This window comes from Streptomyces sp. NPDC004284 (assembly GCF_042874035.1).
Lineage (GTDB): Bacteria > Actinomycetota > Actinomycetes > Streptomycetales > Streptomycetaceae > Streptomyces.
Map to the genome: position 1 here is coordinate 31568 of NZ_JBIAMJ010000005.1, position 25863 is coordinate 57430.

Below are 25863 nucleotides of genomic sequence, written 5' to 3' on the forward strand. Positions count from 1 at the left end.
GCTCAGCAGCTTAAAGCCGTCGCCAGCTCCAGACGCTCTCGACCTCCAGGGGGTCGATCGGGGTGACCAGGCGCGGGTGGGTGTTGAGGCCGTTCGGCGGGCCGGACTGCGGCTCGACGCAGACCGCCTCTTCGGGCTCGTCGTAGATCACGACCCACTCGGCGCGGCTGGCGACCTTCAGCTCCAGCTCCTCCGGCCAGACGAGGGTGACGTCGACGCCGTCGGGCATGCCGAAGCAGTCGTCCCAGGGGCCCGGGAGGGGGTCGACGCGGTGGCCGGTGGGCAGGTGGTCGTCCCCGCGCTCCTCCTGCCAGGCGGGCGCGAAGTCGATCCGTACGTCCTGACCGCCCTTCCCCAGGTTGCGCAGGAACCAGGGGTGCCAGCCGGCCTGCGCCGGGAAGGAGTCGTCGTAGGTCTCGACGCCGAAGCGGAGGGTGAGGGCGTCCTCGGACAGCTCGAAGATCTGGGTGACCCGGCCCTTGTACGGCCAGGGGTCGTCGAGCTCGCAGGTGAAGACGGCCTCGGTGGCGGAGGTCCGGGCGGTCTTCCACGGGATGTCGCGGACGGTGCCGTGGATGGCGTGCGGGGGCGCGGTGACCGGAAGCTGGTGGGTGGTGGCGCCGTTGCGGAAGCGGCCGAGCGCGGTCCGCCCGCACCAGGGCACCATCGGGAAGCTTCCGTACCGCTCGCCCTGGCGCAGCACCTCGGTGCCGCCGATGCGCAGGCTCTCGATCCGGCAGCCGTGGTCGGGGTTGATGGTCAACTCGGCGTCGCCCGCCGTCAGTCGCGTCTGCGTGGTCACGCCCCGACCCTAGCCGTGCCGGGACCGTTTCAACGACGTCGGCGCAGGGCCCGGCCGACGACGACGGCGGAGGCCAGCGCGAGGGCCGCGGCCGGGGCGATCCAGCGCAGGGTGGCGCCGGCGCTCGTCGTCTCGGGGGCGGGGACGGGGGCGTACCGGCCGCGCGGCGGGGCGTGGTCGACCTCCTCGGCGCTCCGCCCGATCATGGTCCGGCGGGCGTGGGCGGCCTCGGCGGCGGGCTGCGGGGCGGGGAAGTCGATCGGGGTGTCGGCCGGCCCCTCGCCCAGGCTCTCGGCGAAGTCCTCGTCGAGGAGCGGGTCGAGGGAGGACGGCGACGCGGGCACGTCGAAGGCGGAGTCCCGCCCCGACGGCTCCTCGACGCCGTCGTCGACCCCGTCGTCGTCGGTGTCGTCGGTGTCCTCGGAGTGCTCCTCCGCGAGCGCGGCCACCGCCTCCACGAACTTGTCGAGGAGCCTGGCGCCCGCGATCGAGCGCGCCTCCTCCGTGGCCTCGGCGAGCCGGCCGGCCGCCGTGAGGGCGCCGGTGAAGCTGAGGCTGGTCCCCTCGGCCACCGGGGTGAGGACGACGGTGAGGGACAGCTCGGCCGAGCCCTTGCCCCGGGCCTCGGTGCCCTCGCCCTCGTAGGTGATGGCACCGTCCCGCTCGACGACCCGCAGGGCGCCCCGGTAGGTGATGGTGTTGCCGCCGACCCGCACCTTGAGGCGGCCCGCGAGGGGGCCCGCCTCCGCGTCGGCGTCCCGCTGGAGACCGGGCACGCAGCGCACCACGCGGGCCGGGTCCGTGAGCGTCACGCGCAGGGCCTCGGCCGGGACGGGAACGAACACCTCATGGTCCATGGAAGCCGAGCCTACTCAGGGCGGGGCGCGGCGTCGCCTGTTTGCACCCGGTGGCGGACCGAGCCCCCGCCCGGTGCCGGTTCAGACCCCCGCCCGGTGCCGGTTCAGACCCCTGCCCGGTGCCGGTTCAGGCCCCGTAGCGGGGGTGCACCAGGGTCGAGGGCGGCGGTTCGGCGCCGCGGGTGCGTTCGGCGCGGCGGGCCGCGCTCTCCAGGGTCCCGGGGCCGAGCGAGCGCAGCCGGGGCGCGTCGGGGGCGAGGCCGAGGGCGGGCGGCCGGTCGCCCCGTACGGCCAGGAGGAAGCCCCAGTCCTCCGGCCCCCGCTCCGTGCCGCTGGTGCGGTCGGCGCGGTCGGGTCCGGCGGCGAAGCCCGGGGTGCGGCCGCTCGCGCTGTACGGGCGGGTCGCGAAGCCGGCGGCGCGCAGGGTGGCGTCGACGGTCCAGTAGGTGCGGGGCCGGTCGGTGACCGATCCGGCGTGCACGGCGAACCGTCCGGAGTCGTCGAGCACCCGGGCCACCAGGCCGTAGAACTCCTCCGAGTAGAGCTTGGTGCTGGGGGTGATCCCCGGGTCGGGCAGGTCGGAGATCACCACGTCGTACCGTTCCTGCGGATGATCGGCGGCGCCCCTCAGCCAGCGGAAGGCGTCCGCGTAGACGACGTGGACGCGCGGGTCGCGGAAGGCCTGGGCGTTGAGCGCGGCGAGCGCCGGGTCCGTGCGGGCGAGGCGGACGACGCCCGGGTCGAGTTCGACGACGGTGACGGAGCGGACCCCGGCGTAGCGCAGGACCTCGCGGGCGGCCAGGCCGTCGCCGCCGCCGACGATCAGCACGCGCGCGTGCGGGCCGTTCATCGCGGGGTGGACGAGGGCCTCGTGGTAGCGGTACTCGTCCCGGCCGGAGACCCGGAGGCGTCCGTCGAGGAACAGGTCGGGCGGCTCCCCCCGGCCCCCGGTCACCACGACCTCCTGGAGCTCGGTGTGGACGGCGACCCGCACCCGCTCCCCGTAGACGGCCCGGCGCGCGGCCTGTTCGAAGTCGTCGACGAGGACGGTCGCGGTGGCGAGGACGGCGAGGACGCCCACGTTCACGGCCACGAGCAGCGAACGGGAATGACGGGTCAGGTCGCGGCGGAACACCCAGAGGACCAGGCCGCCGCCCGCGACCGCGTTGACCGCGCCGGTGACGAGCGCGCCGGTGAGCTGGCCGAGCCAGGGCAGCAGCAGGAAGGGGAAGGCGAGGCCGCCGACGAGCGCCCCGACGTAGTCGGCGGCGAAGAGGTCGGCGACCGTCCCGGCGGCGTCGTCCTCCTCCCCGAGCGAGGCCTGCCGCCCGGCCCGCCCGGAGCGCGTGGCCCCCGCCGCCCGTCCCCGCTGTATGAGCGACATCAGGAGCGGGATCTCGGCGCCGATGAGCACGCCGATCGCGAGCGAGAACGCCACCAGGACGTACCGCGATTCGCCGAGCCAGGCGAAGGCCGCGTACAGCACCATCGCCGAGCAGCCGCCGATCAGCGCGAGCCCGGCCTCGACCAGGCCGAAGCCGACGGCGGCACGGCAGCGCAACCGCTTGGCGAGGAGCGAGCCCACGCCCATCGCGAAGACCATCACGGAGAGCACGACGGAGGCCTGGGTGACCGAGTCGCCGATCAAGTAGGACGCGAGGGCGACCAGTTCGAGCTCGTAGACCAGGCCGCAGGCGGCGCAGACGAAGACGACCGCGAGGACCGGGAACCGCACCGCGTCGCGCGGCGGCCGCACGGACCGCAGCGGGGGCGGCCGGCGCACCCTCTTGGGTGGCATGGTCACGGTCGGCTCGATCATGACCGTAACGCTACGTCACGACTGTCGCACTCCTTGTCACCCACACGAGTGCACATGGGGCTCCGGGAGGGCGCATCAGAGCGTTGCGGGCATACGTGCGCCGATACGGGTCCTGGTCACCACCAACTGCCCCTCCTGCGGGTAGGCGTGCCAGGTGCGCCACCGCACCTGGCCCTCGTGACGCTGCGCGAGCATCGCCGTGAAGGCGTGCGGGGAGCCGGGAAAGGTCCCCGCGAGCCCGTTGGGGTGGTCGGCGACGAGCGCGAGCAACTCCTGTGCGCGGCCCGCGAAGGAGCCCTCCGAGAGCGTCTCGACGCGCGCCGCGAATTCGTACTCCCACTCGCCGACGCGCTTGGACACGCCGAGCGGGAGCGGGGTGCTGCTGCCGGGCATGCAGGCCACGGTCTCCGAGCAGTGGCGCCCCTCCTCCTCCAGGAGGACCTGGTGGGAGGCGCCGAGCAGTCTCAACTGGAGCTTGGCGCCCGCGAGTTCGAGGTCGAGCACGGCGAGCGCGGGCAGCGGCTCGCGCCCGAGGGCCCAGGCCAGATCGGCCGCGCGCGTATCGGTGTAGGAGGTCTTCAAGGTGGTGAGCATGGGTCGGCTCCGCAAACACGGTTTGACGGGTGGGCCGGGGGCGCCCCGGAGAAGGGTTCTACGGGAGTGGGGAATCGCCGGCTCGGGTCCACACACGGTCCGAGGGCTGTCTCTGTCAGGAGCGAGAGAACCACGGACCCCGGGCGACTCGCAGCGTTTTTACCCAACTTGCCGTGTTTTCCAACCCCTTCGGGGCCCCCACAGTTCACTTGTTCAATCAGCTGCCGCCGCCGCAGCCACCCCCGCCACAGCCGGATCCGCAGGAGCCCCCGGACCCGCAGGAGCTGCTGCCACAGCCGCCCCCGCCCCCACCGTCGGCCCAGCTCCCGCCGCTCCCCCGTCCCCCGCGCCGCTTGCCGCGCCGCTTGCTTCCGCCGCCCGAGTTCCGGCCGCCGGCGACCAGCGCGATGACCACCACCGCGATGACGATGAAGATGAAGAATCCCATCAGTACTACCCCCGTTCTTCTGTGCGAGGGGGATTCCCGCTCCGACGCCCCGTCAAAGCGCACTTGAGCAAGTCCAGAGCTTGGCCCCAGGATGGCCGCCATGACACGACCGCTGCTCAATCGCCGCCTCGCCGAGTTCGGGACGACGATCTTCGCCGAGATGTCCGCGCTCGCCGCCAGGACCGGGTCGATCAACCTCGGTCAGGGCTTCCCCGACACCGACGGCCCGGAGGAGATCCGGGAGGCGGCGGTCCGCGCCCTGCGGGACGGCCGCGGCAACCAGTACCCGCCCGGCCCCGGCGTCCCCGAGCTGCGGTCGGCGATCGCCGACCACCAGCGCGAGCGGTACGGCCTCGCGTACGACCCCGACACGGAGGTCCTCGTCACGGCGGGCGCCACCGAGGCGATCGCGGCGGCCCTGCTCGCCCTGGTCGAGCCCGGCGACGAGGTCATCGCCCTGGAGCCGTACTACGACTCGTACGCCGCCTGCGTCGCGATGGCCGGCGGCACCCGCGTCCCCGTCACCCTCCGCCCCCACGAGGGCGCCTACGTCCTCGACCTCGACGAGCTGCGCGCCGCCGTCACCGACCGCACCCGGCTGATCCTGCTCAACACCCCCCACAACCCCACCGGCACGGTCCTCACCCGCGCCGAACTCACCGCCGTCGCCGAGCTGGCGATCGAGCGGGACCTCCTCGTCGTCACGGACGAGGTGTACGAGCACCTGGTCTTCGACGGGGCCGAACACCTCCCGATCGCGAGCCTCCCCGGCATGCGCGAGCGCACGGTCACCATCGGCTCGGCCGGCAAGACGTTCTCCTTCACCGGCTGGAAGGTCGGCTGGGTCACCGCGAGCCCCGAGCTGACCTCCGCCGTCCGCTCGGCCAAGCAGTTCCTCACGTACGTCTCCTCGGGCCCCTTCCAGTACGCGGTCGCCGAGGCCCTGCGCCTCCCGGCCGCCTACTTCGACGGGCTCCGCGCCGAGCTGAGCGCCAAGCGGGACCTGCTGAGCGAGGGCCTCGCGCAGGCGGGCTTCGAGGTCTACCGGCCGGCCGGCACCTACTTCGTCACCACCGACATCCGCCCCCTCGGCGCCACCGACGGCTTCGCCTTCTGCCGCTCCCTCCCGGAGCGCGCCGGGGTCGTCGCCATCCCCAACGCCGTCTTCTACGACCACCGCGAGGCCGGCGCCCCCTTCGTCCGCTTCGCCTTCTGCAAGCGGACCGAGGTCCTGGAGGAGGCCGTCTCCCGCCTCAAGGCCCTCAGCGCCTGACGAGGCCGTTCGGCCGGGCGGGGGGTGGACGCCCGCACCCGTGCGCGCCTCCGGGCACCGGGACGATCATCGGGTAGACCGATTGACCGGGTAATGATCGGTCCCCGCGCCCGGAGGTGCACCCTGTCCGCCGAGACACTCGACCGCCCGGCGGCCCCGCCGGCCGTGGTCCGCAGCGGGCCCCGCGCCCGGGACCGGGGCCCGCTGCGCCGGGCGGTGCCCGCCCTCGGCCTCTTCGCCGCCGCCCGCCTCACCGGACTGCTCGTCCTCGCCCTGTGGGCCCGGCACTCCGGCCGCTCGCCCCGGGCGCTCCTCGCGACCTCCTGGGACTCCCGGTGGTACGCGGAGATCGCCGCGCACGGCTACGGGCGCGTCCTCCACGGCGCCCACGGCATGGTCCTGGACGACCTGGCGTTCTTCCCGCTCTACCCGGCGCTCGTCCGGGCCGTGACCACCGTGCTGCCGGTCACCGGGGGCACCGCCGGGCTGCTGCTGTCCTGGCTCGCGGCCGGGGCCGCCGCCTGGGGCGTCTACCTGGTCGGGGAGCGGCTGCGCGGCCGCAGGACCGCGACCGTCCTCGTCCTGCTGTGGGGCCTGCTGCCGCACTCGGTCGTGCTGACCATGGCGTACACCGAACCGGTGATGACCGCGTTCGCCGCCTGGGCGCTGTACGCGCTGCTCACCCGCCGCTGGCCGGCCGCGGCCGTCCTCGCGGGCCTCGCCGGTCTCACCCGGCCGAACGGGATGGCGGTCGCCGCCGCCGTCCTGGCCGCCGCCGGCTGCGAGCTGTGGCGGACCCGGGGCCGGTCCGGGCCCCGCGTCTGGGCGGCGGGCCTGCTCGCGCCGGCGGGCTGGCTCTCGTACGTGCTCTGGGTGGGCGTCCGGAAGGGCGATCCGCTCGGCGGCTACTTCGCCGTGCAGTCCGGCTGGACCTCCCGCTTCGACCTCGGCAGGGGCTCCCTCGTCTTCGTCCGGGACATGCTGGGCGGCACCACGCAGTTCGGCTTCGCGATGGCCCTGCTCATCACCGGCGCCGCGGTGCTGCTCTTCGCGCTCCTCGTCTGCGGGGAGCGGCCGCCGCCGCCCGTGCTCGCCTACGCGGCGGTGCTCGTGCTCATCGCCGTCGGCGGCTCGGGCTTCTTCGAGTCGAAGCCGCGCTTCCTGCTGCCGGCCTTCCCGCTGCTGCTGCCGCTCGCGGCCGCACTGACGAAAGCCCGGCCGAGGGCCGCGATCCTGGTGGTCGCGGCCCTGGCCGGGCTGTCGTTCTGCTACGGGGCCTACGCCCTGACGCTCGCACGCATGGCGATCTGAGCGCCGGGGGCGCGGGAGGCTCAGGCCTCCTCGTCGCCCTTCTCCTCGGAGGACTCCAGGCCGAACTGCTCGACGATCCACTTGTCGAACTCGATGGAGGCGCGGACCCAGCTGACCGTGGAGGACACGAAGTGCTCCAGGGCGACGCCGGTGCCGATCAGCATCTGCGCCTCGCCGATGAGGCGGAGGGTGGCGGAGCCGTCCTCCTCCTCGTGCAGGTGCGTGTACACCTTGGGCCACAGGGTGCGGCGGTTCCAGTCGTCGATCGCGTCGAGGATCTTCGCGCGGTCGTCGGCCGAGTGCGGGCGGTCGTAGAACGTCCGCACCGAGAAGACCTGCTGCTCGCCCTCGCCGCGGAACATGAAGTACGTGCGGAACTCCTCCCACGGCGCCGCGAGGTCACCCTCGTCGTCGACGACGTACTTGAGTTCCATCTGCTCGAGGAGCTGCTTGACGAGGTCCTGGTCGGGGACGACGGGGCCCGCCGGTCCTACGGCCTGAGGCTGGGGCTGGCCCCCGAAATTCGGAATCGAGGACGGGTCGATGCTCACCGTGTTTTTCCCTTCGTACGGATGTCGCCATCCTCCCCCATGCCGGGCGGTACGTGGCAAGCCCCACCGCCCGCGATCCGCTGCGGGCTGACAAGATCCCGCCGCGGGCGATGGGGTCCGCCCCGGCCGCCAGGGCCCGTCCCTAGCTCGCCGCTCCCACGATCAGACCGTCCTCGAAGCGGTCCACGCGGACCGTGTCGCCGTCCACGACCTCGCCCGCGAGGATCTCCTTGGCGAGCCGGTCGCCGATCGCCGTCTGGATCAGGCGGCGCAGCGGCCTGGCGCCGTACGCGGGGTCGTTGCCCTCCTCGGCGAGCCACTCCAGGGCCGCCGGGGTGACGTCCAGGGTGAGGCGCCGGTCGGCGAGCCGCTTGGCGAGCCGGTCGATCTGGAGCTGCGCGATCCGGCCCAGCTCGGACCGGTCGAGCGCCGAGAAGACGACGAGGTCGTCCAGACGGTTGAGGAACTCCGGCTTGAAACTGGCCCGGACGACCTCCAGGACCTGCTGCTTCTTCACGTCCTCCGAGGTCAGCGGCTCGACCAGGAACTGGCTGCCGAGGTTCGAGGTGAGGATCAGGATGGTGTTGCGGAAATCCACCGTCCGGCCCTGTCCGTCGGTCAGACGGCCGTCGTCGAGGACCTGGAGCAGGACGTCGAAGACCTCCGGGTGCGCCTTCTCCACCTCGTCGAGCAGGACCACGCTGTACGGGCGGCGGCGGACCGCCTCCGTGAGCTGGCCGCCCTCCTCGTAGCCGACGTAGCCGGGAGGCGCGCCGACGAGCCGGGCGACGGAGTGCTTCTCGCCGTACTCCGACATGTCGATGCGGATCATGGCCCGCTCGTCGTCGAAGAGGAAGTCCGCGAGCGCCTTCGCCAGCTCGGTCTTGCCGACGCCGGTCGGGCCGAGGAAGAGGAAGGAGCCGGTGGGCCGGTCGGGGTCGGCGATCCCGGCGCGGGTGCGGCGCACCGCGTCGGAGACCGCCTGGACGGCCTCGGACTGGCCGATCAGCCGCCTGCCGAGCTCGTCCTCCATGCGGAGCAGCTTCTGCGTCTCGCCCTCCAGGAGGCGGCCGGCGGGGATGCCGGTCCAGGAGCCGACCACGTCCGCGATGTCGTCGGGGCCGACCTCCTCCTTGACCATGGTGTCCTTGGACGCCTCCTGCTGGGCCTCGGCCTCGGTGGCGGCCTCCAGCTCCCGCTCCAGGCCCGGGATCTCCCCGTACAGCAGCTTGGAGGCGGTGTCGAAGTCGCCGTCGCGCTGGGCGCGCTCGGCGCGGCCGCGGGTCTCGTCGAGGCGCTCCTTGAGCTCGCCGACCCGGTTGAGGGACTGCTTCTCCTTCTCCCAGCGGGCGGTGAGGCCGCGCAGCTCCTCCTCGCGGTCGGCGAGGTCGCGGCGCAGCTTCTCCAGGCGCTGCTTGCTCGCCGCGTCCGTCTCGTTCTTCAGGGCCAGCTCCTCCATGCGGAGCCGGTCCACGGAGCGCTGGAGCTCGTCGATCTCGACGGGCGAGGAGTCGATCTCCATGCGGAGCCGGGAGGCGGCCTCGTCGACGAGGTCGATGGCCTTGTCGGGGAGGAAGCGGGAGGTGATGTACCGGTCGGAGAGGGTCGCGGCGGCCACCAGGGCGGAGTCGTTGATCTGCACCTTGTGGTGGGCCTCGTACCGGCCCTTGAGGCCGCGGAGGATCGCGATGGTGTCCTCGACGGTCGGCTCGGCGACCAGGACCTGCTGGAAGCGGCGCTCCAGGGCGGGGTCCTTCTCGATCCGCTCGCGGTACTCGTCGAGGGTGGTCGCGCCGACCATGCGGAGCTCGCCGCGGGCCAGCATCGGCTTGAGCATGTTGCCGGCGTCCATGGCGGAGTCGCCGCCGGCGCCCGCGCCGACGACCGTGTGCAGCTCGTCGATGAAGGTGATGATCTGGCCGTCGCTCTCCTTGATCTCGGAGAGGACGGTCTTCAGGCGCTCCTCGAACTCGCCGCGGTACTTCGCGCCGGCGACCATCGCGCCGAGGTCGAGCGAGACGAGCCGCTTGTTCTTCAGGGACTCGGGGACGTCGCCCTTCACGATCCGCTGGGCGAGGCCCTCGACGACGGCGGTCTTGCCGACGCCCGGCTCGCCGATGAGGACCGGGTTGTTCTTGGTGCGGCGGGACAGCACCTGGACGACGCGCCGGATCTCGTGGTCGCGGCCGATGACCGGGTCCAGCCTGCCCTCGCGCGCGGCGGCCGTGAAGTCCGTGCCGAACTTCTCCAGCGCCTTGTACTGCCCCTCCGGGTCGGGTGTGGTCACCCGGCGTCCTCCCCTGCTCTTCTCGAACGCGTCGAGCAGCTTCTTCGCGCTCGCGCCCTGCTGGTCGAGGATCTCACCGGCGTGGCCCCCCTTGGCGGCGATGCCGACGAGGAGGTGCTCGGTGGAGAGGTAGTCGTCGCCGAGCTCCTTGGCGCGCTTGTCGGCGTCGGCGATGACCGCGAGGAACTCGCGGCCCGGTTGCGGGGGCGCGACCGTGGACCCGGTGACGCTCGGCAGGGCGGCGAGCAGCCGCTCCGCGCCGGCCCGCACGACGGCCTGGTCGGCGCCGACGGCGGCCAGCAGGTCGGTGATGTTCTCGTTGTCCTGACCGGCCAGGAGGGCCAGCAGCAGGTGGGCGGGGGTCAGGTCGGCATGTCCTTCGGACACGGCACGGCTGCTCGCCGCGTTGATCGCGTCCCGGCTCCTGTTGGTCAGTTCGGCGTCCACGTGCGGTGCTCCTCCTCGAACGTCGTGGGTCCACTTCCCTCTATGACCCTTCCAACGTACACAAAGTTGAGTCTATTCCGCTCAAGGTTTTGACGGGAGCTCCGCCACGGGTAGTTTCCGGGCATGGCCACAGACCCCAGGAACCCGTCCGACTCGTACCTGAGCTTCTGGCGCGAGTACCACATGTGCACCCTGACCACCCCGCGCCCCGACGGCACGCCGCACGTCGTCGCGGTCGGCGTCACGTACGACCCCGAGGGCGGGTACGCGCGCGTGATCACCAACAAGAACAGCCGGAAGGTCGCCAACGTCCTGGCGGCGGGCGCGGACGGCGCGCGGGTCGCGGTCTGCCAGGTCGACAAGGGGCGCTGGGCCACCCTGGAGGGCGTCGCCCACGTCCGCACGGAGGCCGAGACGGTCGCGGACGCCGTCGGCCGCTACGCCGAGCGCTACGGGCGCGTGCCGAGCCCGAACCCGGACCGGGTCGTCATCGAGATCGCCCTCACGCGGGCGATGGGCCGCGCCTGACCCGTACGGGAAAAGCGAAAAGCACAGCGGCGCCATCGCGTTTCAGGTCCGCGATGGCGCCGCTGTGTGGGGGAAGTGCCGGAGCGATCTACAACGACGGGGGAATCGCTCAGGCACTGCGGGGGGTGGCGGTGATGGTCTCGGGCTCGATCAGCTGGTGGTCGCGCTGGTCGAGATTGACGAAGATCATGCCGTACCGGATGGCACAGCGGATGGGCTGTGGAGCGCCTCGGGGGCGGCGCAGGCACCGGTACGCACGGACGTCTTCGTCCTGACCGCGGGCGACGACGATCGGCTCTCCGAAGAGCGTGACCTTCAGCGAGTCGCCACGGTGGGGGATTGCCGTGGCGAGATCGACGAAGTGCCAGCCGGAGCGGTAGGCCGAAGCCATCTCCCGGCGGAACCTGGGATCATCGGGAACATTCATGGCCCTGGCTAGCTCCAGCCGGGGTCCTGTGCGGGAGCCACGCTCCAGCCCGGGTCGTCCACCACGGTGGGGGCCGCGAAGTGCCAGCCCGGGTCGAGCGGAGCGGCCTGCACGTGCGCCGGCTCCGAGTGCCAACCCGGGTCGAGGGCCACTCCCGCGCCCACCGTGGCGGCCGCGATGAAGGCGAATCCGGCCGCCGCGCGTATGAGCTTCTTCATCATCACCGAGCAACCTCACTTGAAGGCAACGTCTGTTTCCAACCCCCGCAGGTAAGACGATGGCTTACTCTCTGCGCCTGCACCACCAAACCCAGGCATCATGTTCCTGAGATGCAGGAGCCTGGGGGTGTTCATATGCGGAAACAAGCGGACGAAACAGGTCACCCACATTCGCATGCGGAACTGTGCGAAGCGGGCTCCGAGCTGTACGCGGCCGCTCTGCGCGCCGGGCGAATAGCCCGGTCAGAGGCGGTCGAGGCACCCTGCCTCCTCGACCTCGCGCTGCTCCACCCCGACCCGGACGACGCGCAGTGGCTGCGCCCGGTCCCCCCCTCCGCCGCGCTCGCCCAGCTGCTCCAGCCGATCGAACGGGAGATCCTCGACCGCCGGCGGCGCACCGTCGCGCTGTCCGACGCCTTCGAGCCGTTCATGGCCATCAGCGCCCACGACTCCCCCGCCACACACGCCATCAACGTCCTCGAAGGCATCGACCGCATCAACTCGACCCTCGACCGCGTCGTGGCCAACTGCCGCAGCGAGCTCCTCACCGTCCAGCCGGGCGGCGGCCGCCCCGCGCAGGCCCTCAGCGAGGCCCTCGACCGCGTCTCCCCCCTGCTCGGCCGCGGCATCACCATGCGCACGCTCTACCAGCACACCGCGCGCCACACCGAGCTCACCCTGACCTATCTGGAGCACGTCGGCCCCGAGGTCCAGGTCCGCACCCTCGAGGAGATCATCGACCGGCTGATCATCGTCGACCGCGAGGTCGCCTTCATCCCGGCCCGCAGCGACCGCCAGGTGGCCCTGGAGCTGCGCCACCCCGGCCTGGTGGCCTACCTCTGCGGCGTCTTCGACCAGTTCTGGCAGCTGGCGGTGCCGATCCGGGAGGAGATCCCGTACGACATCAAGACCGACGGCATCGGCGGCGTCCAGCGGTCCATCGCCAGGCTCCTCGTCGAGGGGCACGTCGACGAGGCCATCGCCCGCCGGCTCGGGATGAACGTACGGACCTGCCGGGCGCACATCGCCAAGCTCGCCGCCGCCCTCGGCAGCGGGAGCCGGGCACAGCTCGGCTATCTGATCGCCCAGTCCGGCATCCTCGAACGGGACAACTGAAAGAGGCCCCCTCCACCCGCTGGTGGAGGGGGCCTCTTCCGGACGGAGACAGGGGCGGAGGGCTACTCGCCGCGCTTCGGGCGCCACACCACGAGGGCGCTCGCCTGCTGCACATCGGTGTACGGCACCAGGTCCCGGCGGTACGAGGCGTGCACCTGGGCCTCGCGCTGGCGCAGCGTCGCCGCCGCGCCCTCGACCGCCGCCGACAGCTCGGACACCCGTGCCTGGAGCGCCGCGACCTGGTTCTCCAGTTCGATGATCCGCTTGATCCCGGCCAGGTTGATGCCCTCGTCCTGCGACAGCTGCTGCACCTGGCGGAGCAGCTCGATGTCACGGGCCGAGTAGCGCCGCCCGCGGCCCGCCGTGCGGTCCGGGGAGACCAGACCGAGCCGGTCGTACTGCCGCAGGGTCTGCGGATGCAGACCGGAGAGCTGGGCCGCCACCGAGATGACGTACACCGGCGACTCGTCGGTCAGCTCGTACGGATTGCGTCTCATCGGGTCACGCTCCCTTCGCCGCCTGGAACAGCTCGGCCCTCGGGTCCTCGGAGGCGGTCGCCTCGCGGAAGTTCTCCAGGGCCTCGCGCGCCTTGTCGTCCAGTTCCTTCGGCACCGCCACCTCGACCGTCACGAGGAGGTCGCCGCGCGTGCCGTCCTTGCGGACCGCGCCCTTGCCCCGGGCGCGCATGGTCCGGCCGTTCGGGGTGCCCGGGGGCAGCTTGAGGGTGACCGCGGGGCCACCGAGGGTCGGGACCTTGATCTCGCCGCCGAGCGCCGCCTCCGAGAAGGAGACCGGCACGGTGACGGTGAGGTTGTCGTCCTTGCGGCCGAAGACCGGGTGCTCGTCGACGTGCACGACGACGTACAGGTCGCCGTGCTGCCCGCCGCGCTCGCCCGGCGCTCCCTTGCCGCGGAGACGGATCTTCTGGTTGTCGCTGACGCCCGCCGGGATGCGGACCTGCATGGTGCGGGAGGACTTGGCCCGCCCGCTGCCCTTGCAGACCTCGCAGGGGTTCTCGGCGATGAGGCCGCGGCCCTTGCAGTCCACGCAGGGGTCGGTGAGCGAGAAGCCGCCGCCGCTGCCGCGCGAGACCTGCCCGGTGCCGACGCAGGTCGGGCACACGCGGGGCGTGCCGTTCTTGTCGCCGGTCCCGGAGCACGCCGTGCACGGCTGCTGGCTGGACATCCGCAGCGGTACGGTCGCGCCCTCGATGGCCTCGGTGAAGCTGAGCGTCACCTCGGACTCGATGTCCTGGCCTCGCCGCGGCTGGGTGCGGGTGCCCGCTCCCCCGCCGCGGTTGAACAGGCCGCCGAAGACGTCGCCGATGCCTCCGCCGCCGCCGAAGCCGCCGGCCCCGCCCTGGGCGCCCCCGAAGAGGTCGCCCAGGTCGAAGTTGAACGATCCGCCGCCTCCGGGGCCGCCGGCACGGAAGCCGCCGTTCCCGAAGAGGGCGCGGGCGTCGTCGTACTCCTTGCGCTTCTTGGGGTCGCCGATGACGTCGTTCGCCTCGGAGATCTCCTTGAAGCGCGCCTCGGCGCTCGCGTCACCCTTGTTGGCGTCCGGATGGTTCTCGCGGGCGAGCTTCCGGTACGCCTTCTTGATCTCGGCCTCGGTGGCGTCCTTGGGGACGCCGAGAACCTTGTAGTAGTCCTTCTCGACGAAGTCCTTCGTGCTCATCGACGTCCCTCCTCCCGCGCACGGGTACGGCTGTTACTCGCTGTCCTTCTCGGACTTGTCGGACTTGCCGGGGTCTTCCGACTCCTCGGCCTTGCCCTGCGCCCCGGGCTGGGGCTCGGCGACGGCCACGCGGGCGGGCCGGATGGTCCGCTCGCCGATCCGGTACCCCGGCTGCAGGATCGCCACGCAGGTCGTCTCGGTGACGTCCGGCGCGTACGAGTGCATCAGGGCCTCGTGGATCGTCGGGTCGAAGGGCTCGCCCTCCTTGCCGAACTGCTGCAGACCCATCTTGGCGACGACGGTCTCCAGCGATTCGGCCACCGACTTGAACCCGCCCACGAGCTCGCCGTGGTCCCGGGCCCGGCCGACGTCGTCGAGGACGGGCAGGAGCTCGGACAGGAGGCTCGCGACGGCGATCTCCTTGACCGTGACCCGGTCCCGCTCCACGCGGCGGCGGTAGTTCTGGTACTCGGCCTGGAGCCGCTGGAGGTCGCCCGTGCGCTCGGTGAGCGCCGTGCGGGCCTGGTCCAGCTGCGCCAGGAGGGCTACATCCGTAGCGTCCCCGGCCGGGGCCGTCGAGTCCTCCTCGGAGGTCTCGACGGTCTCGGCGGCGTCGTCAGCGGTGGCGCCGGAGGGGACGTCGGACTTCTCCTCGAAGCCCGGGGTCTCCTCGGTCACGCCTGGCCGCCCTTCTCGTCGTCCACGATCTCGGCGTCGACGACGTCGTCGTCGGCCTTCGGGGCCTCGGCGCCCGCGGCACCGGCAGCGCCCGGGGCGTCGGCGTACAGCGCCTGGCCGAGCTTCTGCGAGACGGCCGCGACCTTCTCGGTGGCGGTGCGGATCTCGGCGGTGTCCTCGCCCTTGAGCTTCTCCTTCAGCTCGCCGAGCGCGGCCTCGACCTCGCTCTTGACGTCACCGGGGAGCTTGTCCTCGTTGTCCTTGATGAACTTCTCGGTCTGGTAGACGAGCTGCTCACCCTGGTTGCGGGTCTCGGCGGCCTCGCGGCGACGGTGGTCCTCGTCCGCGTACTGCTCGGCCTCCTGGCGCATCCGGTCGACCTCGTCCTTCGGCAGCGAGGAGCCGCCGGTGACGGTCATCTTCTGCTCCTTGCCCGTGCCCAGGTCCTTCGCGGTCACGTGCATGATGCCGTTGGCGTCGATGTCGAAGGCGACCTCGATCTGCGGGACGCCACGCGGGGCCGGCGGCAGACCGGTCAGCTCGAACATGCCGAGCTTCTTGTTGTACGCCGCGATCTCGCGCTCGCCCTGGTAGACCTGGATCTGCACGGACGGCTGGTTGTCCTCGGCCGTCGTGAAGATCTCGGACCGCTTGGTCGGGATCGTGGTGTTGCGCTCGATGAGCTTGGTCATGATGCCGCCCTTGGTCTCGATGCCGAGGGACAGCGGGGTCACGTCGAGGAGCAGGACGTCCTTGACCTCGCCCTTGAGGACACCGGCCTGGAGCGCGGCGCCGATGGCGACGACCTCGTCCGGGTTCACGCCCTTGTTGGCGTCCTGACCGCCGGTCAGCTCCTTGACGAGCTCGGCGACGGCCGGCATGCGGGTCGAGCCACCGACGAGAACGACGTGGTCGATCTCCTTGAGGGCGATGCCCGCGTCCTTGATGACGTTGTGGAACGGCACCTTGCAGCGGTCGAGCAGGTCGGAGGTGAGCTGCTGGAACTGGGCGCGCGTGAGCTTCTCGTCCAGGTGCAGCGGGCCCTCGGCGGAGGCCGTGATGTAGGGCAGGTTGATCGTGGTCTCGGTCGAGGACGAGAGCTCGATCTTCGCCTTCTCCGCGGCCTCGCGGAGACGCTGGAGAGCCATCTTGTCCTTGGCCAGGTCCACGCCGTGGCCGTTCTGGAACTGCGTCACCAGGTAGTCGACGACGCGCTGGTCCCAGTCGTCACCACCGAGGTGGTTGTCACCGTTGGTGGCCTTCACCTCGACGACGCCGTCGCCGATCTCCAGGAGGGACACGTCGAAGGTGCCGCCACCGAGGTCGAAGACGAGGATCGTCTGGTCGTCCTTGTCGAGGCCGTAGGCCAGGGCGGCCGCGGTCGGCTCGTTGACGATGCGCAGGACGTTGAGGCCCGCGATCTCACCGGCCTCCTTGGTGGCCTGACGCTCGGAGTCGTTGAAGTACGCCGGGACGGTGATGACCGCGTCGACGACCTTCTCGCCCAGGTACGCCTCGGCGTCGCGCTTGAGCTTCTGCAGGATGAAGGCGCTCATCTGCTGCGGGTTGAAGCTCTTGCCGTCGATGTCGATCTTCCAGTCGGTGCCCATGTGGCGCTTGACCGACCGGATGGTCCTGTCGACGTTGGTGACGGCCTGACGCTTGGCCACCTCGCCGACGAGCACCTCGCCGTTCTTCGCGAAGGCGACGACGGACGGCGTGGTCCTGGCGCCCTCGGCGTTGGTGATGACGGTGGGCTCGCCGCCTTCGAGAACGCTGACGACGGAGTTAGTCGTGCCCAGGTCGATGCCGACCGCACGTGCCATTTCGATTCCTCCAGCTGACTGACTTGAGTGGAACTGACTCAAGGATGCACGAGGAGGCCGCCCGCGTCAACAGACCTGAGTCGAGCCGACTCAACTCTTCGTCGGCCCGGGCGCTCAACCGGCGTGCCGTTCCCCCATTTGACCAGGTTCGCATGAGAGGGTCCGGACATAGTCAGGACATGTCCGAGGATTCCCGTCCCGGGGTTCCCGTCCCGGGATCACCAGCCCCGGGATCCCCGTCCCAGGGTTCCCGCCCCAGGGTTCCCGCCGAAGGGTGTGAGCGCATGACGGCGAAGCGCGCGTTCGACGTGGCGGGCGGGCTCGCCCTGCTCCTCGCGCTCGCGCCCCTGATCGCCTGGACCGCCCTGTCCGTCACCCTCGGCGGGAGCGGCCCGGTCCTGCGCCGCCGGACGGTGGCCGGCCTGGCGGGGCGGCCCTTCACGATGCTGACCTTCCGCACGAGGAGTCCGCTGGCCGCGCTGCCGCTCCTGCTCCACGTGGTCACGGGCCGGATGTCGCTCGTCGGCCCGTGCCCGCTGACCCCGACCCACCGCGAGTGCGCGGGCGAGGGCCGGCGCCGGCTCTCCGTACGTCCGGGGATGACGGGACCGTGGCAGATCAGCGGTCGCTCGGAGCTGCCGTGGGAGGAGCGCGAGCTGCTCGATCTCCACTATGTGGACCACCATTGGCTGGGGATGGATCTGCTGATCCTTGCGCGTACGCTTCCAGCAGTCCGCAGGCGTCGCACGGCAAGGTTTGCCTGAGCGACACATATCACCGCGAGCGCCGCTACAGTGCGGCGCCGTGACCGGGTAATCTCAGCGGGAACTCCATAAGTTACCGCTTAGTAGGCCCGCCCGAGGAGCCCGTCATGCAACTCGCCGCGATCATCGTGTCGATCGCCATCACGGTGGTGGCCGTCGCGCTGTTCGGCCGCGCCATCGTGCAGATCTACCGCTTCGTGCGGCTCGGTCAGCCCGTCCCCGCCGGCACGCGCACCGGTGACCCCAAGCAGCGCACCATCACGCTGGTCAAGGAATTCCTCGGCCACACGCGCATGAACCGCTGGGGCATCGTCGGCTTCGCGCACTGGTTCGTCGCGGTGGGCTTCTTCTCGCTGCTCCTCACGATCGTGAACGCCTTCGGCCAGCTCTTCCAGGCCGACTGGCTCATCCCGATCATCGGCGACTGGCTGCCGTACGAGATCTTCACCGAGTTCCTCGGCCTGATGACGGTCCTCGGCATCGTGACGCTCATCGTCATCCGCCAGCTGAGCAAGCCGACCAAGGCCGGCCGCAAGTCCCGCTTCGCCGGCTCCAAGACCGGCCAGGCGTACTTCGTCGAGGCCGTCATCCTGATCGTCGGCGTCTGCATCATGACGCTCCGCGCCCTCGAAGGCGTCCAGCACGACGTCACGAGCTGGGAGCCGGGCTTCTTCGCCTCGTACCCGCTGATCACGCTCCTCGACGGCCTGGACCTCAGCACGATCCAGTACCTCACCTACTTCTTCGCGTGCCTCAAGATCGTCACGTCCTTCACCTGGATGATCACGGTCTCGCTCAACACCAACATGGGCGTCGCCTGGCACCGCTTCCTCGGCTTCCCGAACATCTGGTTCAAGCGCAACGCCGACGGCTCCACCGCCCTGGGCGCGCTCCAGCCGATGACCACGGCCGGCAAGGAGATCGACTGGGAGGACCCGGCCGAGGACGCCGTCTTCGGCGTCTCCCAGGTCGAGCAGTTCTCCTGGAAGGGCATCCTCGACTTCTCCACCTGCACCGAGTGCGGCCGCTGCCAGTCGCAGTGCCCCGCCTGGAACACGGGCAAGCCGCTCTCCCCGAAGCTCCTGATCATGTCCCTCCGGGACCACGCCCACGCCAAGGCGCCGTACCTGCTCGCGGGCGGCGGCAAGACCATGGAGGGCGACGAGAAGGCCACCGAGGAGCAGCTGAAGGACGTCCCGGCCGCCGCCCTGGCCGAGGCCGAGCGCCCCCTCATCGGCACCGCCGAGGAGAACGGCGTCATCGACCCCGACGTCCTGTGGTCCTGCACCACCTGCGGCGCCTGCGTCGAGCAGTGCCCGGTCGACATCGAGCACATCGACCACATCGTCGACATGCGCCGCTACCAGGTCATGATCGAGTCCGCCTTCCCGTCGGAGGCCGGCACGATGCTCAAGAACCTGGAGAAGAAGGGCAACCCCTGGGGCCTGGCCAAGAAGCAGCGCGTCGAGTGGACCAAGGAGGTCGACTTCGAGGTCCCGATCGTCGGCAAGGACATCGAGGACCTGTCCGAGGTCGACTACCTCTACTGGGTCGGCTGCGCCGGCGCCCTGGAGGACCGCGCCAAGAAGACCACCAAGGCCTTCGCCGAGCTGCTCCACATCGCGGGCGTCAAGTTCGCGATCATGGGCGGCGACGAGAAGTGCACCGGTGACTCCCCCCGCCGCCTCGGCAACGAGCCGCTGTTCCAGCAGCTCGGCTCCGAGAACGTCGCCATGCTGAACATGGCGTTCGGCGAGGACGACGAGGACGAGTCGACGAAGAAGCCGAAGTCGGCGAAGAAGATCGTCTCGACCTGCCCGCACTGCTTCAACACCATCGCCAACGAGTACCCGCAGCTCGGCGGCGAGTACGAGGTCATCCACCACACCCAGCTGCTCCAGCACCTCATCGACGAGGGCAAGCTGATCCCGGTGACCCCGGTCGAGGGCCTCATCACCTACCACGACCCCTGCTACCTGGGCCGCCACAACAAGGTCTACACGCCGCCGCGCGAGATCATGTCCGCCGTCCCGGGCCTGCGCCAGCAGGAGATGCACCGCCACAAGGAGCGCGGCTTCTGCTGCGGCGCCGGTGGTGCCCGGATGTGGATGGAGGAGCGGATCGGCAAGCGCATCAACAACGAGCGCGTCGACGAGGCCCTGTCCCTCAACCCGGACATCGTCTCCACCGCCTGCCCGTTCTGCCTCGTCATGCTCACGGACTCCGTGAACGGCAAGAAGAACGAGGGCAAGGCCAAGGAGTCCGTCACCGTCGTGGACGTGGCCCAGCTGCTCCTCGACTCGGTCAAGACCCCGGTCGACCCGGAGCCGGAGGCCGCGGCCGAGGAGCCGGAGCCGGCCGTCTGAGACCGGACCTGACGTGAGAAGGGCCGCCCCGCGCCATGTGCGCGGGGCGGCCCTTCTCCCTTCGGGGGTCCCCTAGGGGATGTCACAGGTCAGTGGCAAGGAAGGGCCTGGGGAGCGCCCGGACGGCGGAAGCGGGTACGTTCGACGACGTGGCTGGATTCAGGAACGGACGCGGCCGGGACAACCGCCCCCCGCAGCACCCGCAACAACAACCGCAGCAGGCGCCGTACGGGCACAACGCGGCCCCGCCGCCGTACCCGCAGCAGCAGTGGCAGCAGCCGCCGCAGGGGCACCAGCGGCAGCAGTACGGGCAGCAGCAGTACGGGCAGCAGGGACAGCAGCCCTACGGGGAGCCGGAGTACTTCGGCGACCCCTACGGCGGGCAGCAGGGGCACCAGCAGCAGCACGCGGCGGCGAACAACCCGGGCCACACCCAGATGTTCAGCGTCGACGACCCGTACGCCCACGCCGGACCGCCCCCGGCCCCCGTCCCCACCGGCCCCCGCCTCGCCTGGAAGCAGCTCCTGAGCGGCATCGTGCTGCGCCCTGCGGACACGTTCCTGCAGATGCGGGACCACGCCGTCTGGGGCCCGGCCCTGATCGTCACGTTCCTCTACGGACTCCTCGCGATCTTCGGCTTCGAGAAGGACGGCAAGGAGACGCTCGACCCCACGTTCTCGGCCGCCCTGATCACGGCCCTCGCCTTCGTGCTCGGCGGCCTGATCCTGGGCACGGTGACCCACACCCTCGCGCGCCAGCTGGGCGGCGACGGCGCCTGGCAGCCCACGGTCGGCCTGTCGATGCTGATCATGTCGATCACGGACGCGCCGCGCCTGGTCTTCGCGGCCTTCCTGGGCGGCGAGAACGGCCTGGTGCAGGTCCTCGGCTGGGCGACCTGGCTGGCGACGGGCGCGCTCTTCACGGTGATGGTGAGCCGCTCGCACGACCTCCCGTGGCCGAAGGCCCTGGGCGCGTCGGCGATCCAGCTGGTGGCGCTGCTGAGCCTGATCAAGCTGGGCACGCTCTGACGTCCTGACGTCCTGACGTCCTGACGTCCTGACGCTCTGACGACGGAGAAGGCCCCCGCCGAAACCGGCGGGGGCCTTCTCCGTGCCTTCGTGCTCAGGCGTCGAGGACCTGACCCTCACGCTTCACGACGGGCGGCTCGACCGACCACGGGAAATTGATCCACTCGTCGGTCTTCTTCCACACGTACTCGCACTTCACGAGGGAATGCGACTTCTCGTAGATGACGGCGGAGCGGACCTCGGCGACGTGGTCGACGCAGAAGTCGTGGACGAGCTTCAGCGTCTTGCCCGTGTCGGCGACGTCATCGGTGATGAGCACCTTCTTGTCGCTGAAGTCGATCGCGTCCGGCACGGGCGCGAGCATGACGGGCATCTCCAGCGTGGTCCCGACGCCCGTGTAGAACTCCACGTTCACCAGGTGGATGTTCTTGCAGTCCAGGGCGTAGGCCAGACCGCCGGCGACGAAGACGCCGCCGCGGGCGATGGAGAGCACGATGTCGGGCTCGTAGCCGTCGTCGGCGATGGTCTGCGCCAGCTCGCGGACGGCGGTGCCGAAGCCCTCGTACGTCAGGTTCTCGCGTACTTCACTCATGCCTGCGACCGCCTCACACCTGGGTCCGATGGAAGTTCATGTAGGAGCGGGAGGCCGTCGGCCCCCGCTGGCCCTGGTACCGCGAGCCGTACCGCTCGCTCCCGTACGGGAACTCGGCGGGCGAGCTCAGCCGGAACATGCACAGCTGGCCGATCTTCATCCCCGGCCAGAGCTTGATCGGCAGGGTCGCGAGGTTCGACAGCTCCAGGGTCACGTGCCCCGAGAAACCGGGGTCGATGAACCCGGCGGTCGAGTGCGTGACGAGCCCGAGCCGCCCGAGGGAACTCTTCCCCTCCAGCCTCGACGCGATGTCGTCCGGCAGGGTGATGACCTCGTAGGTCGAGGCCAGCACGAACTCGCCCGGATGCAGGATGAACGCCTCGTCGCCCTCCGGCTCGACCTCACGCGTCAGGTCGAGCTGCTCGACGGCGGGGTCGATGTGCGGGTAGCGGTGGTTCTCGAACACCCGGAAGAAGCGGTCAAGCCTCACGTCGATGCTCGAGGGCTGCACCATGGATTCGTCGTACGGGTCGATACGCACCCGTCCGGCATCGATCTCGGCCCGGATGTCCTTGTCTGAGAGAAGCACGCCCCCACGATACGCACGATACGCAAAGGGCGCGGACCTGCCCCGATCGGCAAGCGCCCGCGCCCCGGCCCTCACAGCTCAGCGTCGCCCGGCCTCCACCGGCACCGCATGCCGCAACCGCGCACACCGCGGACACCGAATGAGCCGCCCGGGCCCGATCCTCCCGGCACCGAGCTGCTGAAGCGGGAACGAGGCGGTACTGAACACATGCCCTTCGGCACAACGGACGACGGTGCGCTCCATCGAACCCATCAAGTCCCTTCCCCTACACGTGTGGTGGACGATCAGCCACATTAGGGGATCAACAAGGCGCCCTCCACGCGGCACTCCGCACACGCCGAACGCGTGAACTTCGCCTCAAGTGGCGCATGGGGTACAGTGTGCAACGATGCGGCACGGATCACCCGGCCGCTTCGCGGATGTAGTTTAATGGTAGAACATGAGCTTCCCAAGCTTATAGCGCGGGTTCGATTCCCGTCATCCGCTCTTCCACGAAGCCCCAGGTCAGCGACCTGGGGCTTCGTCGTTGTCCGGCCCCGTGAGGACATGCCGCCCGGGCCGGCCGCCTGTCGGATCTCGTCGCGCGGCTCCGGGTGCTCCGGGTCGTGTCAGGCCGACCGCAGGGCGTCCGTGGGGGATGCCTTGGCCGCGCGCAGGGCCGGGTAGATCCCGGCGGCAGCCGCGACCAGCACGGAGACCACCGGGCCGCCGCTGACCGTGTAGTACGGAATCGAGGCCGGCCAGCCTTGAGCCAGGGCGTAGCCATAGACGGTGAGGCTGCCCAGGGCGAGGCCGGCGATGCCTCCGATGAAGCCCATGAGGATGGCCTCCAGCAGGAATTGGGCGGCGATCTGTCCTCCTCGGGCGCCCAGTGCGCGCCTCAGTCCGATCTCGCCGCGGCGTTCCATGACGCCGACGACCATGGTGTTGGCGATGCCGACGCCGCCGACGAGGAGGGCGACCCCGGCCAGGGAGAGCACCAGTCCTGTGAGCGCGCCCTTGGCCTCGTCGCGTGCCAGGAGGAGATCGGAGGGGCGGCTGACGGCGACGGTGCTCGGGCCCGCCGGGTTCGCCGTGGCCGCCGCCACCCTCTGCACGTCGGGGACCCGCTCCGGGTGGGCCCGCAGGTAGACCGTGGCCGCGGAGCCGTCGGCGCCCAGGTGACGTGTCGCCTGGGGCCAGCCGACGAGGGCGGCGGTGTCCAGTTCGGGAGCCAGTTCGTTCGGCGCGAGGATGCCCGCGACGGCGTACCACTGGCCACCCAGCCAGACCCGTTCGCCGGCCGCGGTGACACCGAGGCGCTGGGCTGCTTGGTCGCCGAGCACGGTGACGGGGAGCCGCTCGCCGGCCCGGTCCAGCCACTTCCCGCTCCGCAGGGAGCCGTGCAGGACGTCGAGCAGGTTCGACCGGGTCGCCAGCACGGTGATGCTTCCGGTCTGCTGCTCGGGCACGAGGTCGTTGCGGTAGACCTCCGCCTTGGTGGCCCCGACCGCGGTGACCCGCTGCACCGGGGCGATGTTGCCCAGCATCTTCTCCGCCGTGGAGGGCAGGGGCACGAGCTGCTGCGTGGCGTCCTTCCCGGCGGCGACGGTGATCAGGTTGGAGCCGAGTCGGTCCAGCCGGGCCAGCAGATGGGCCTGGTTCGAGGCCGAGATCCCGGTCACGGCGACGACGGCCGCGATGCCGAGCGAGATGCCCAGGGCCGACAGGGCGGAGCGCGTCTTACGGGTGCGGGGACCGATCGTGCCCAGGCGCAGCAGGTCCACCAGGCGCAGCCGTGTGCGGCGGGGGCGGGCGGTCATCGGCCGGCTCCCGCCGGGTGGGAGATGCGTTCGTCGAAGTCGATCCGGCCGTCCCGGATGCCGATGCGGCGGGGGAGGGAGGCGGCCAGATCGCGGTCGTGGGTGATGACGACGACGGTGGTGCCGTTGGCGTTCAGGGCGCTCAGCAGGTCGACGACGGCCATGCCGGAGACGCTGTCCAGCGCGCCGGTGGGTTCGTCGGCGAGCAGCAGTGCGGGGCGTCCGACGAGGGCCCGGGCGATGGCCACGCGCTGCTTCTCGCCGCCGGAGAGCTGGTCGGGACGATGCCCCAGCCGGTGTCCGAGGCCCACCTCGTGGAGCGCCTCGACGGCCGCGGCGTGCCGCCTGGCCGCCCGGGCGCCGCTGTAGAGGAGGCCGGTCGCGACGTTCTCCACCGTCGTGAGCCCCGGCAGGAGGAAGAACTGCTGGAAGACGAAGCCGATCCGGTGGGCGCGGACCGAGGCGAGTTCGGCGTCCGACAGCCCTGACAGATCGCGCCCTTCGAAGCGCAGCCGCCCGGCGCTCGGCCGGTCCAGCGAGCCGAGGAGGGCGAGCAGGGTCGACTTGCCGGAGCCGGACGGGCCCACCACGGCGAGGAGTTCTCCGGCCTCGACGGTCAGGTCGATGCCGTGCAGTACGCGCAGTGGTGGGGAACCCGGGTACTCCTTGGTGACGGCGGTCAGTTCCAGTACGGGTGTCACTTGGGGATCACCACCTGGGTGCCGGGCTTGAGGCCCCCGGAGATCTGTGCCTGGGCGTCGGCGATCAGCCCCAGCCGCACCCTGACCAGTCGGGTGACCGTGCCGTCGACCACCTTGACGCCGTAGCCGCCTCCGTCCAGGGCGAGCAGCGCGGTGACGGGCACGATCAGGGCGTCGCTGACGCTGTCGCCCACGACGGTGACCATCACGGAGGACGGCCCGGTCCTGCGCGCCTGCTGCTGGTCGTCCAGCCTGATCGTGACGGTGGTCTTCTGCTGGTCGCCGCCGGCCCCTCCGCCGCCATCCCCTTCGCCCTGGCCGCCGGGTCCATCGGAACCGCCGCGGACGAGGGAACGGACGCGCCCGGTGACCATGCTGCCGTCGGACAGCCTGACCTCGACCTTGCCGTCGGGCTTGAACCGGGACAGCTGGTTGTCGGCGGGGCGCACGCTGACGACGAGGCCGGTGCCGCTCACGGTCATGGCCGAGGCCGATCCCAGCGGCGCGCCGAGCTGGACGCCGAGCTGCTGCACACGCACGCTCGCCTGCGGCAGCATGACCACGCTGCCGAGCGTGACCGTTCCGGTCTGCTTCACCCCCAGCGACTTCTGCCACCGCTTGACAGCGGTCTCGGTGCCCTTGGTGAACTTCTCGTCGACGGCCAGGCCGAGCCCGTCGGCGTACCCGAGGTCGATCAGGTTGCGCTTGAGCTGCTCGACGTCGGGGCCGTCGGCGGCGCCCGGGCCCAGGTCGCGCCACAGGGGCCGGCTGCCTCGCATCAGGACGACGGCGCGGCCGTCGGCCTCGTACAGCTTCCCGCCGGGTCTGATGACGGCGCCCACGGCGGGGAGCCAGGTGACGGTGCCGCGGCCGGCGGCGACGACGGGCGCGGGCTCGTCGTATCCGAGCGTCCCGGCGATCTGGATGCCGCTGGACAGCGACCCCTTCTGCACGGCGACGGTGCCGTACTCGACGGGCGCCTTCCCGTCGGCGGGTCCCGGGCGCTCCCACGGGCGGGTCACGCCCAGGACCGCCGCTCCGGTGATCGCCGCGGTCAGAACCAGCGGTACGACCAGCTTCCGCCGCTCGCGGCGCCCGCCCCGTGGGGCGGGTGACGGATCCGCGAGCGCCTCGGCGGGCGTGTTCGTGGTCCGGGCCATGG

General features: G+C 71.2%; 25 protein-coding genes and 1 tRNA gene. 8 read left to right on the forward strand and 18 right to left on the reverse strand.

The genetic code is table 11. From position 1 onward, the window contains the following. Window positions 1–10: 10 nt before the first annotated feature. From ACFYUS_RS14875 to ACFYUS_RS14895, 5 genes are all read right to left on the reverse strand, one after another. The gene (locus ACFYUS_RS14875; protein ID WP_388850701.1) at window positions 11–802 is read right to left on the reverse strand and encodes an aldose 1-epimerase; all 792 of its coding nucleotides are present in this window, start codon (window positions 800–802) and stop codon (window positions 11–13) included. Between the two features lie 29 nt (window positions 803–831). After that, complete coding sequence (locus ACFYUS_RS14880; RefSeq protein WP_388850707.1) at window positions 832–1659, reverse strand: SRPBCC family protein; 828 nt, start codon at window positions 1657–1659, stop codon at window positions 832–834. A 127-nt stretch (window positions 1660–1786) separates the two neighbouring features. After that, window positions 1787–3478, reverse strand: coding sequence for a polyamine aminopropyltransferase (locus ACFYUS_RS14885; protein WP_388850710.1), 1692 nt, complete (start codon window positions 3476–3478; stop codon window positions 1787–1789). A gap of 75 nt (window positions 3479–3553) precedes the next feature. Continuing rightward, a complete protein-coding gene (locus ACFYUS_RS14890) occupies window positions 3554–4072 on the reverse strand; it encodes a DUF2617 family protein (RefSeq protein WP_388850713.1) in 519 nt (172 codons plus the stop codon). A gap of 217 nt (window positions 4073–4289) precedes the next feature. Then, on the reverse strand, window positions 4290–4520 hold the full coding sequence (locus ACFYUS_RS14895) for a hypothetical protein (protein ID WP_388850716.1): 231 nt from the start codon (window positions 4518–4520) through the stop codon (window positions 4290–4292). A 91-nt stretch (window positions 4521–4611) separates the two neighbouring features. Between ACFYUS_RS14895 and ACFYUS_RS14900 the strand changes: the two genes are divergently transcribed. Together ACFYUS_RS14900 and ACFYUS_RS14905 are read left to right on the forward strand one after the other, a co-directional pair. Beyond that, window positions 4612–5793, forward strand: a complete 1182-nt coding sequence (locus ACFYUS_RS14900) for a pyridoxal phosphate-dependent aminotransferase (RefSeq protein ID WP_388850719.1) — start codon at window positions 4612–4614, stop codon at window positions 5791–5793. A 93-nt stretch (window positions 5794–5886) separates the two neighbouring features. Then, on the forward strand, window positions 5887–7104 hold the full coding sequence (locus ACFYUS_RS14905) for a glycosyltransferase family 39 protein (protein WP_388850722.1): 1218 nt from the start codon (window positions 5887–5889) through the stop codon (window positions 7102–7104). Between the two features lie 20 nt (window positions 7105–7124). Here ACFYUS_RS14905 and ACFYUS_RS14910 read toward each other — a convergent pair whose 3' ends face one another. Then, window positions 7125–7655: a YbjN domain-containing protein gene (locus tag ACFYUS_RS14910; protein WP_388850725.1), complete on the reverse strand. Its 531-nt coding sequence runs from the start codon at window positions 7653–7655 to the stop codon at window positions 7125–7127. Between the two features lie 142 nt (window positions 7656–7797). Next, window positions 7798–10389, reverse strand: a complete 2592-nt coding sequence (gene clpB, locus ACFYUS_RS14915) for an ATP-dependent chaperone ClpB (protein WP_388850728.1) — start codon at window positions 10387–10389, stop codon at window positions 7798–7800. 123 nt (window positions 10390–10512) lie between these two features. On the opposite strand from clpB, the gene ACFYUS_RS14920 reads away from it, so the two are divergent. Then, a complete protein-coding gene (locus ACFYUS_RS14920; RefSeq protein WP_388850731.1) occupies window positions 10513–10917 on the forward strand; it encodes a pyridoxamine 5'-phosphate oxidase family protein in 405 nt (134 codons plus the stop codon). 109 nt (window positions 10918–11026) lie between these two features. Here ACFYUS_RS14920 and ACFYUS_RS14925 read toward each other — a convergent pair whose 3' ends face one another. Together ACFYUS_RS14925 and ACFYUS_RS14930 are read right to left on the reverse strand one after the other, a co-directional pair. Beyond that, window positions 11027–11344, reverse strand: a complete 318-nt coding sequence (locus ACFYUS_RS14925; RefSeq protein WP_388850734.1) for a (2Fe-2S)-binding protein — start codon at window positions 11342–11344, stop codon at window positions 11027–11029. 8 nt (window positions 11345–11352) lie between these two features. Further along, window positions 11353–11565, reverse strand: coding sequence for a hypothetical protein (locus tag ACFYUS_RS14930; RefSeq protein ID WP_388850737.1), 213 nt, complete (start codon window positions 11563–11565; stop codon window positions 11353–11355). Window positions 11566–11697: 132 nt separating this feature from the next. On the opposite strand from ACFYUS_RS14930, the gene ACFYUS_RS14935 reads away from it, so the two are divergent. Further along, window positions 11698–12678 (forward strand): helix-turn-helix transcriptional regulator, encoded by a 981-nt coding sequence (locus tag ACFYUS_RS14935; protein ID WP_388850740.1) that lies wholly within the window; start codon window positions 11698–11700, stop codon window positions 12676–12678. A 62-nt stretch (window positions 12679–12740) separates the two neighbouring features. Here ACFYUS_RS14935 and ACFYUS_RS14940 read toward each other — a convergent pair whose 3' ends face one another. From ACFYUS_RS14940 to dnaK, 4 genes are read right to left on the reverse strand one after another with little or no spacing between them, the layout of a single operon-like run. Next, window positions 12741–13175 carry a heat shock protein transcriptional repressor HspR gene (locus ACFYUS_RS14940; protein WP_086825514.1) on the reverse strand — a complete coding sequence of 145 codons (435 nt, stop codon included), beginning with the start codon at window positions 13173–13175 and terminating at the stop codon, window positions 12741–12743. Between the two features lie 4 nt (window positions 13176–13179). Then, entirely contained in the window at window positions 13180–14355 is a 1176-nt protein-coding gene (gene dnaJ, locus ACFYUS_RS14945; protein WP_388850744.1) for a molecular chaperone DnaJ, read from the reverse strand. A 33-nt stretch (window positions 14356–14388) separates the two neighbouring features. After that, window positions 14389–15033 carry a nucleotide exchange factor GrpE gene (grpE, locus tag ACFYUS_RS14950; protein ID WP_388850747.1) on the reverse strand — a complete coding sequence of 215 codons (645 nt, stop codon included), beginning with the start codon at window positions 15031–15033 and terminating at the stop codon, window positions 14389–14391. Further along, a complete protein-coding gene (gene dnaK, locus ACFYUS_RS14955) occupies window positions 15030–16859 on the reverse strand; it encodes a molecular chaperone DnaK (protein WP_388850750.1) in 1830 nt (609 codons plus the stop codon). The genes grpE and dnaK overlap by 4 nt, the downstream gene beginning before the upstream one ends. Before the next feature lie 284 nt (window positions 16860–17143). Here dnaK and ACFYUS_RS14960 point away from each other — a divergent pair, with 284 nt between their 5' ends. The 3 genes from ACFYUS_RS14960 to ACFYUS_RS14970 all read left to right on the forward strand — a co-directional run bounded on the left by ACFYUS_RS14960 (window position 17144) and on the right by ACFYUS_RS14970 (window position 21017). After that, window positions 17144–17623 (forward strand): sugar transferase, encoded by a 480-nt coding sequence (locus ACFYUS_RS14960; protein ID WP_388850753.1) that lies wholly within the window; start codon window positions 17144–17146, stop codon window positions 17621–17623. Window positions 17624–17730: 107 nt separating this feature from the next. Beyond that, window positions 17731–19989, forward strand: a complete 2259-nt coding sequence (locus ACFYUS_RS14965) for a (Fe-S)-binding protein (protein WP_388850756.1) — start codon at window positions 17731–17733, stop codon at window positions 19987–19989. Window positions 19990–20138: 149 nt separating this feature from the next. Next, a complete protein-coding gene (locus ACFYUS_RS14970; protein ID WP_388850759.1) occupies window positions 20139–21017 on the forward strand; it encodes a Yip1 family protein in 879 nt (292 codons plus the stop codon). Between the two features lie 94 nt (window positions 21018–21111). Here the strand turns inward: ACFYUS_RS14970 and ACFYUS_RS14975 are convergent, their stop codons facing one another. After that, window positions 21112–21609 (reverse strand): phosphoribosyltransferase, encoded by a 498-nt coding sequence (locus ACFYUS_RS14975; RefSeq protein WP_024755952.1) that lies wholly within the window; start codon window positions 21607–21609, stop codon window positions 21112–21114. Window positions 21610–21622: 13 nt separating this feature from the next. Next, a complete protein-coding gene (gene dcd, locus ACFYUS_RS14980) occupies window positions 21623–22198 on the reverse strand; it encodes a dCTP deaminase (protein WP_030690788.1) in 576 nt (191 codons plus the stop codon). Between the two features lie 415 nt (window positions 22199–22613). On the opposite strand from dcd, the gene ACFYUS_RS14985 reads away from it, so the two are divergent. Continuing rightward, window positions 22614–22684, forward strand: a tRNA-Gly gene (locus tag ACFYUS_RS14985). Between the two features lie 122 nt (window positions 22685–22806). On the opposite strand, the gene ACFYUS_RS14990 is transcribed toward ACFYUS_RS14985, so the two are convergent. The 3 genes from ACFYUS_RS14990 to ACFYUS_RS15000 are packed head-to-tail and all read right to left on the reverse strand — an operon-like array spanning window position 22807 to window position 25861. Continuing rightward, a complete protein-coding gene (locus tag ACFYUS_RS14990; RefSeq protein WP_388850764.1) occupies window positions 22807–24000 on the reverse strand; it encodes an ABC transporter permease in 1194 nt (397 codons plus the stop codon). Further along, a complete protein-coding gene (locus tag ACFYUS_RS14995) occupies window positions 23997–24701 on the reverse strand; it encodes an ABC transporter ATP-binding protein (protein WP_388850767.1) in 705 nt (234 codons plus the stop codon). The genes ACFYUS_RS14990 and ACFYUS_RS14995 overlap by 4 nt, the downstream gene beginning before the upstream one ends. Next, window positions 24698–25861: a peptidoglycan-binding protein gene (locus ACFYUS_RS15000; RefSeq protein ID WP_388850770.1), complete on the reverse strand. Its 1164-nt coding sequence runs from the start codon at window positions 25859–25861 to the stop codon at window positions 24698–24700. Before ACFYUS_RS15000 ends, ACFYUS_RS14995 begins: the two co-directional genes overlap by 4 nt. Window positions 25862–25863 lie beyond the last annotated feature (2 nt).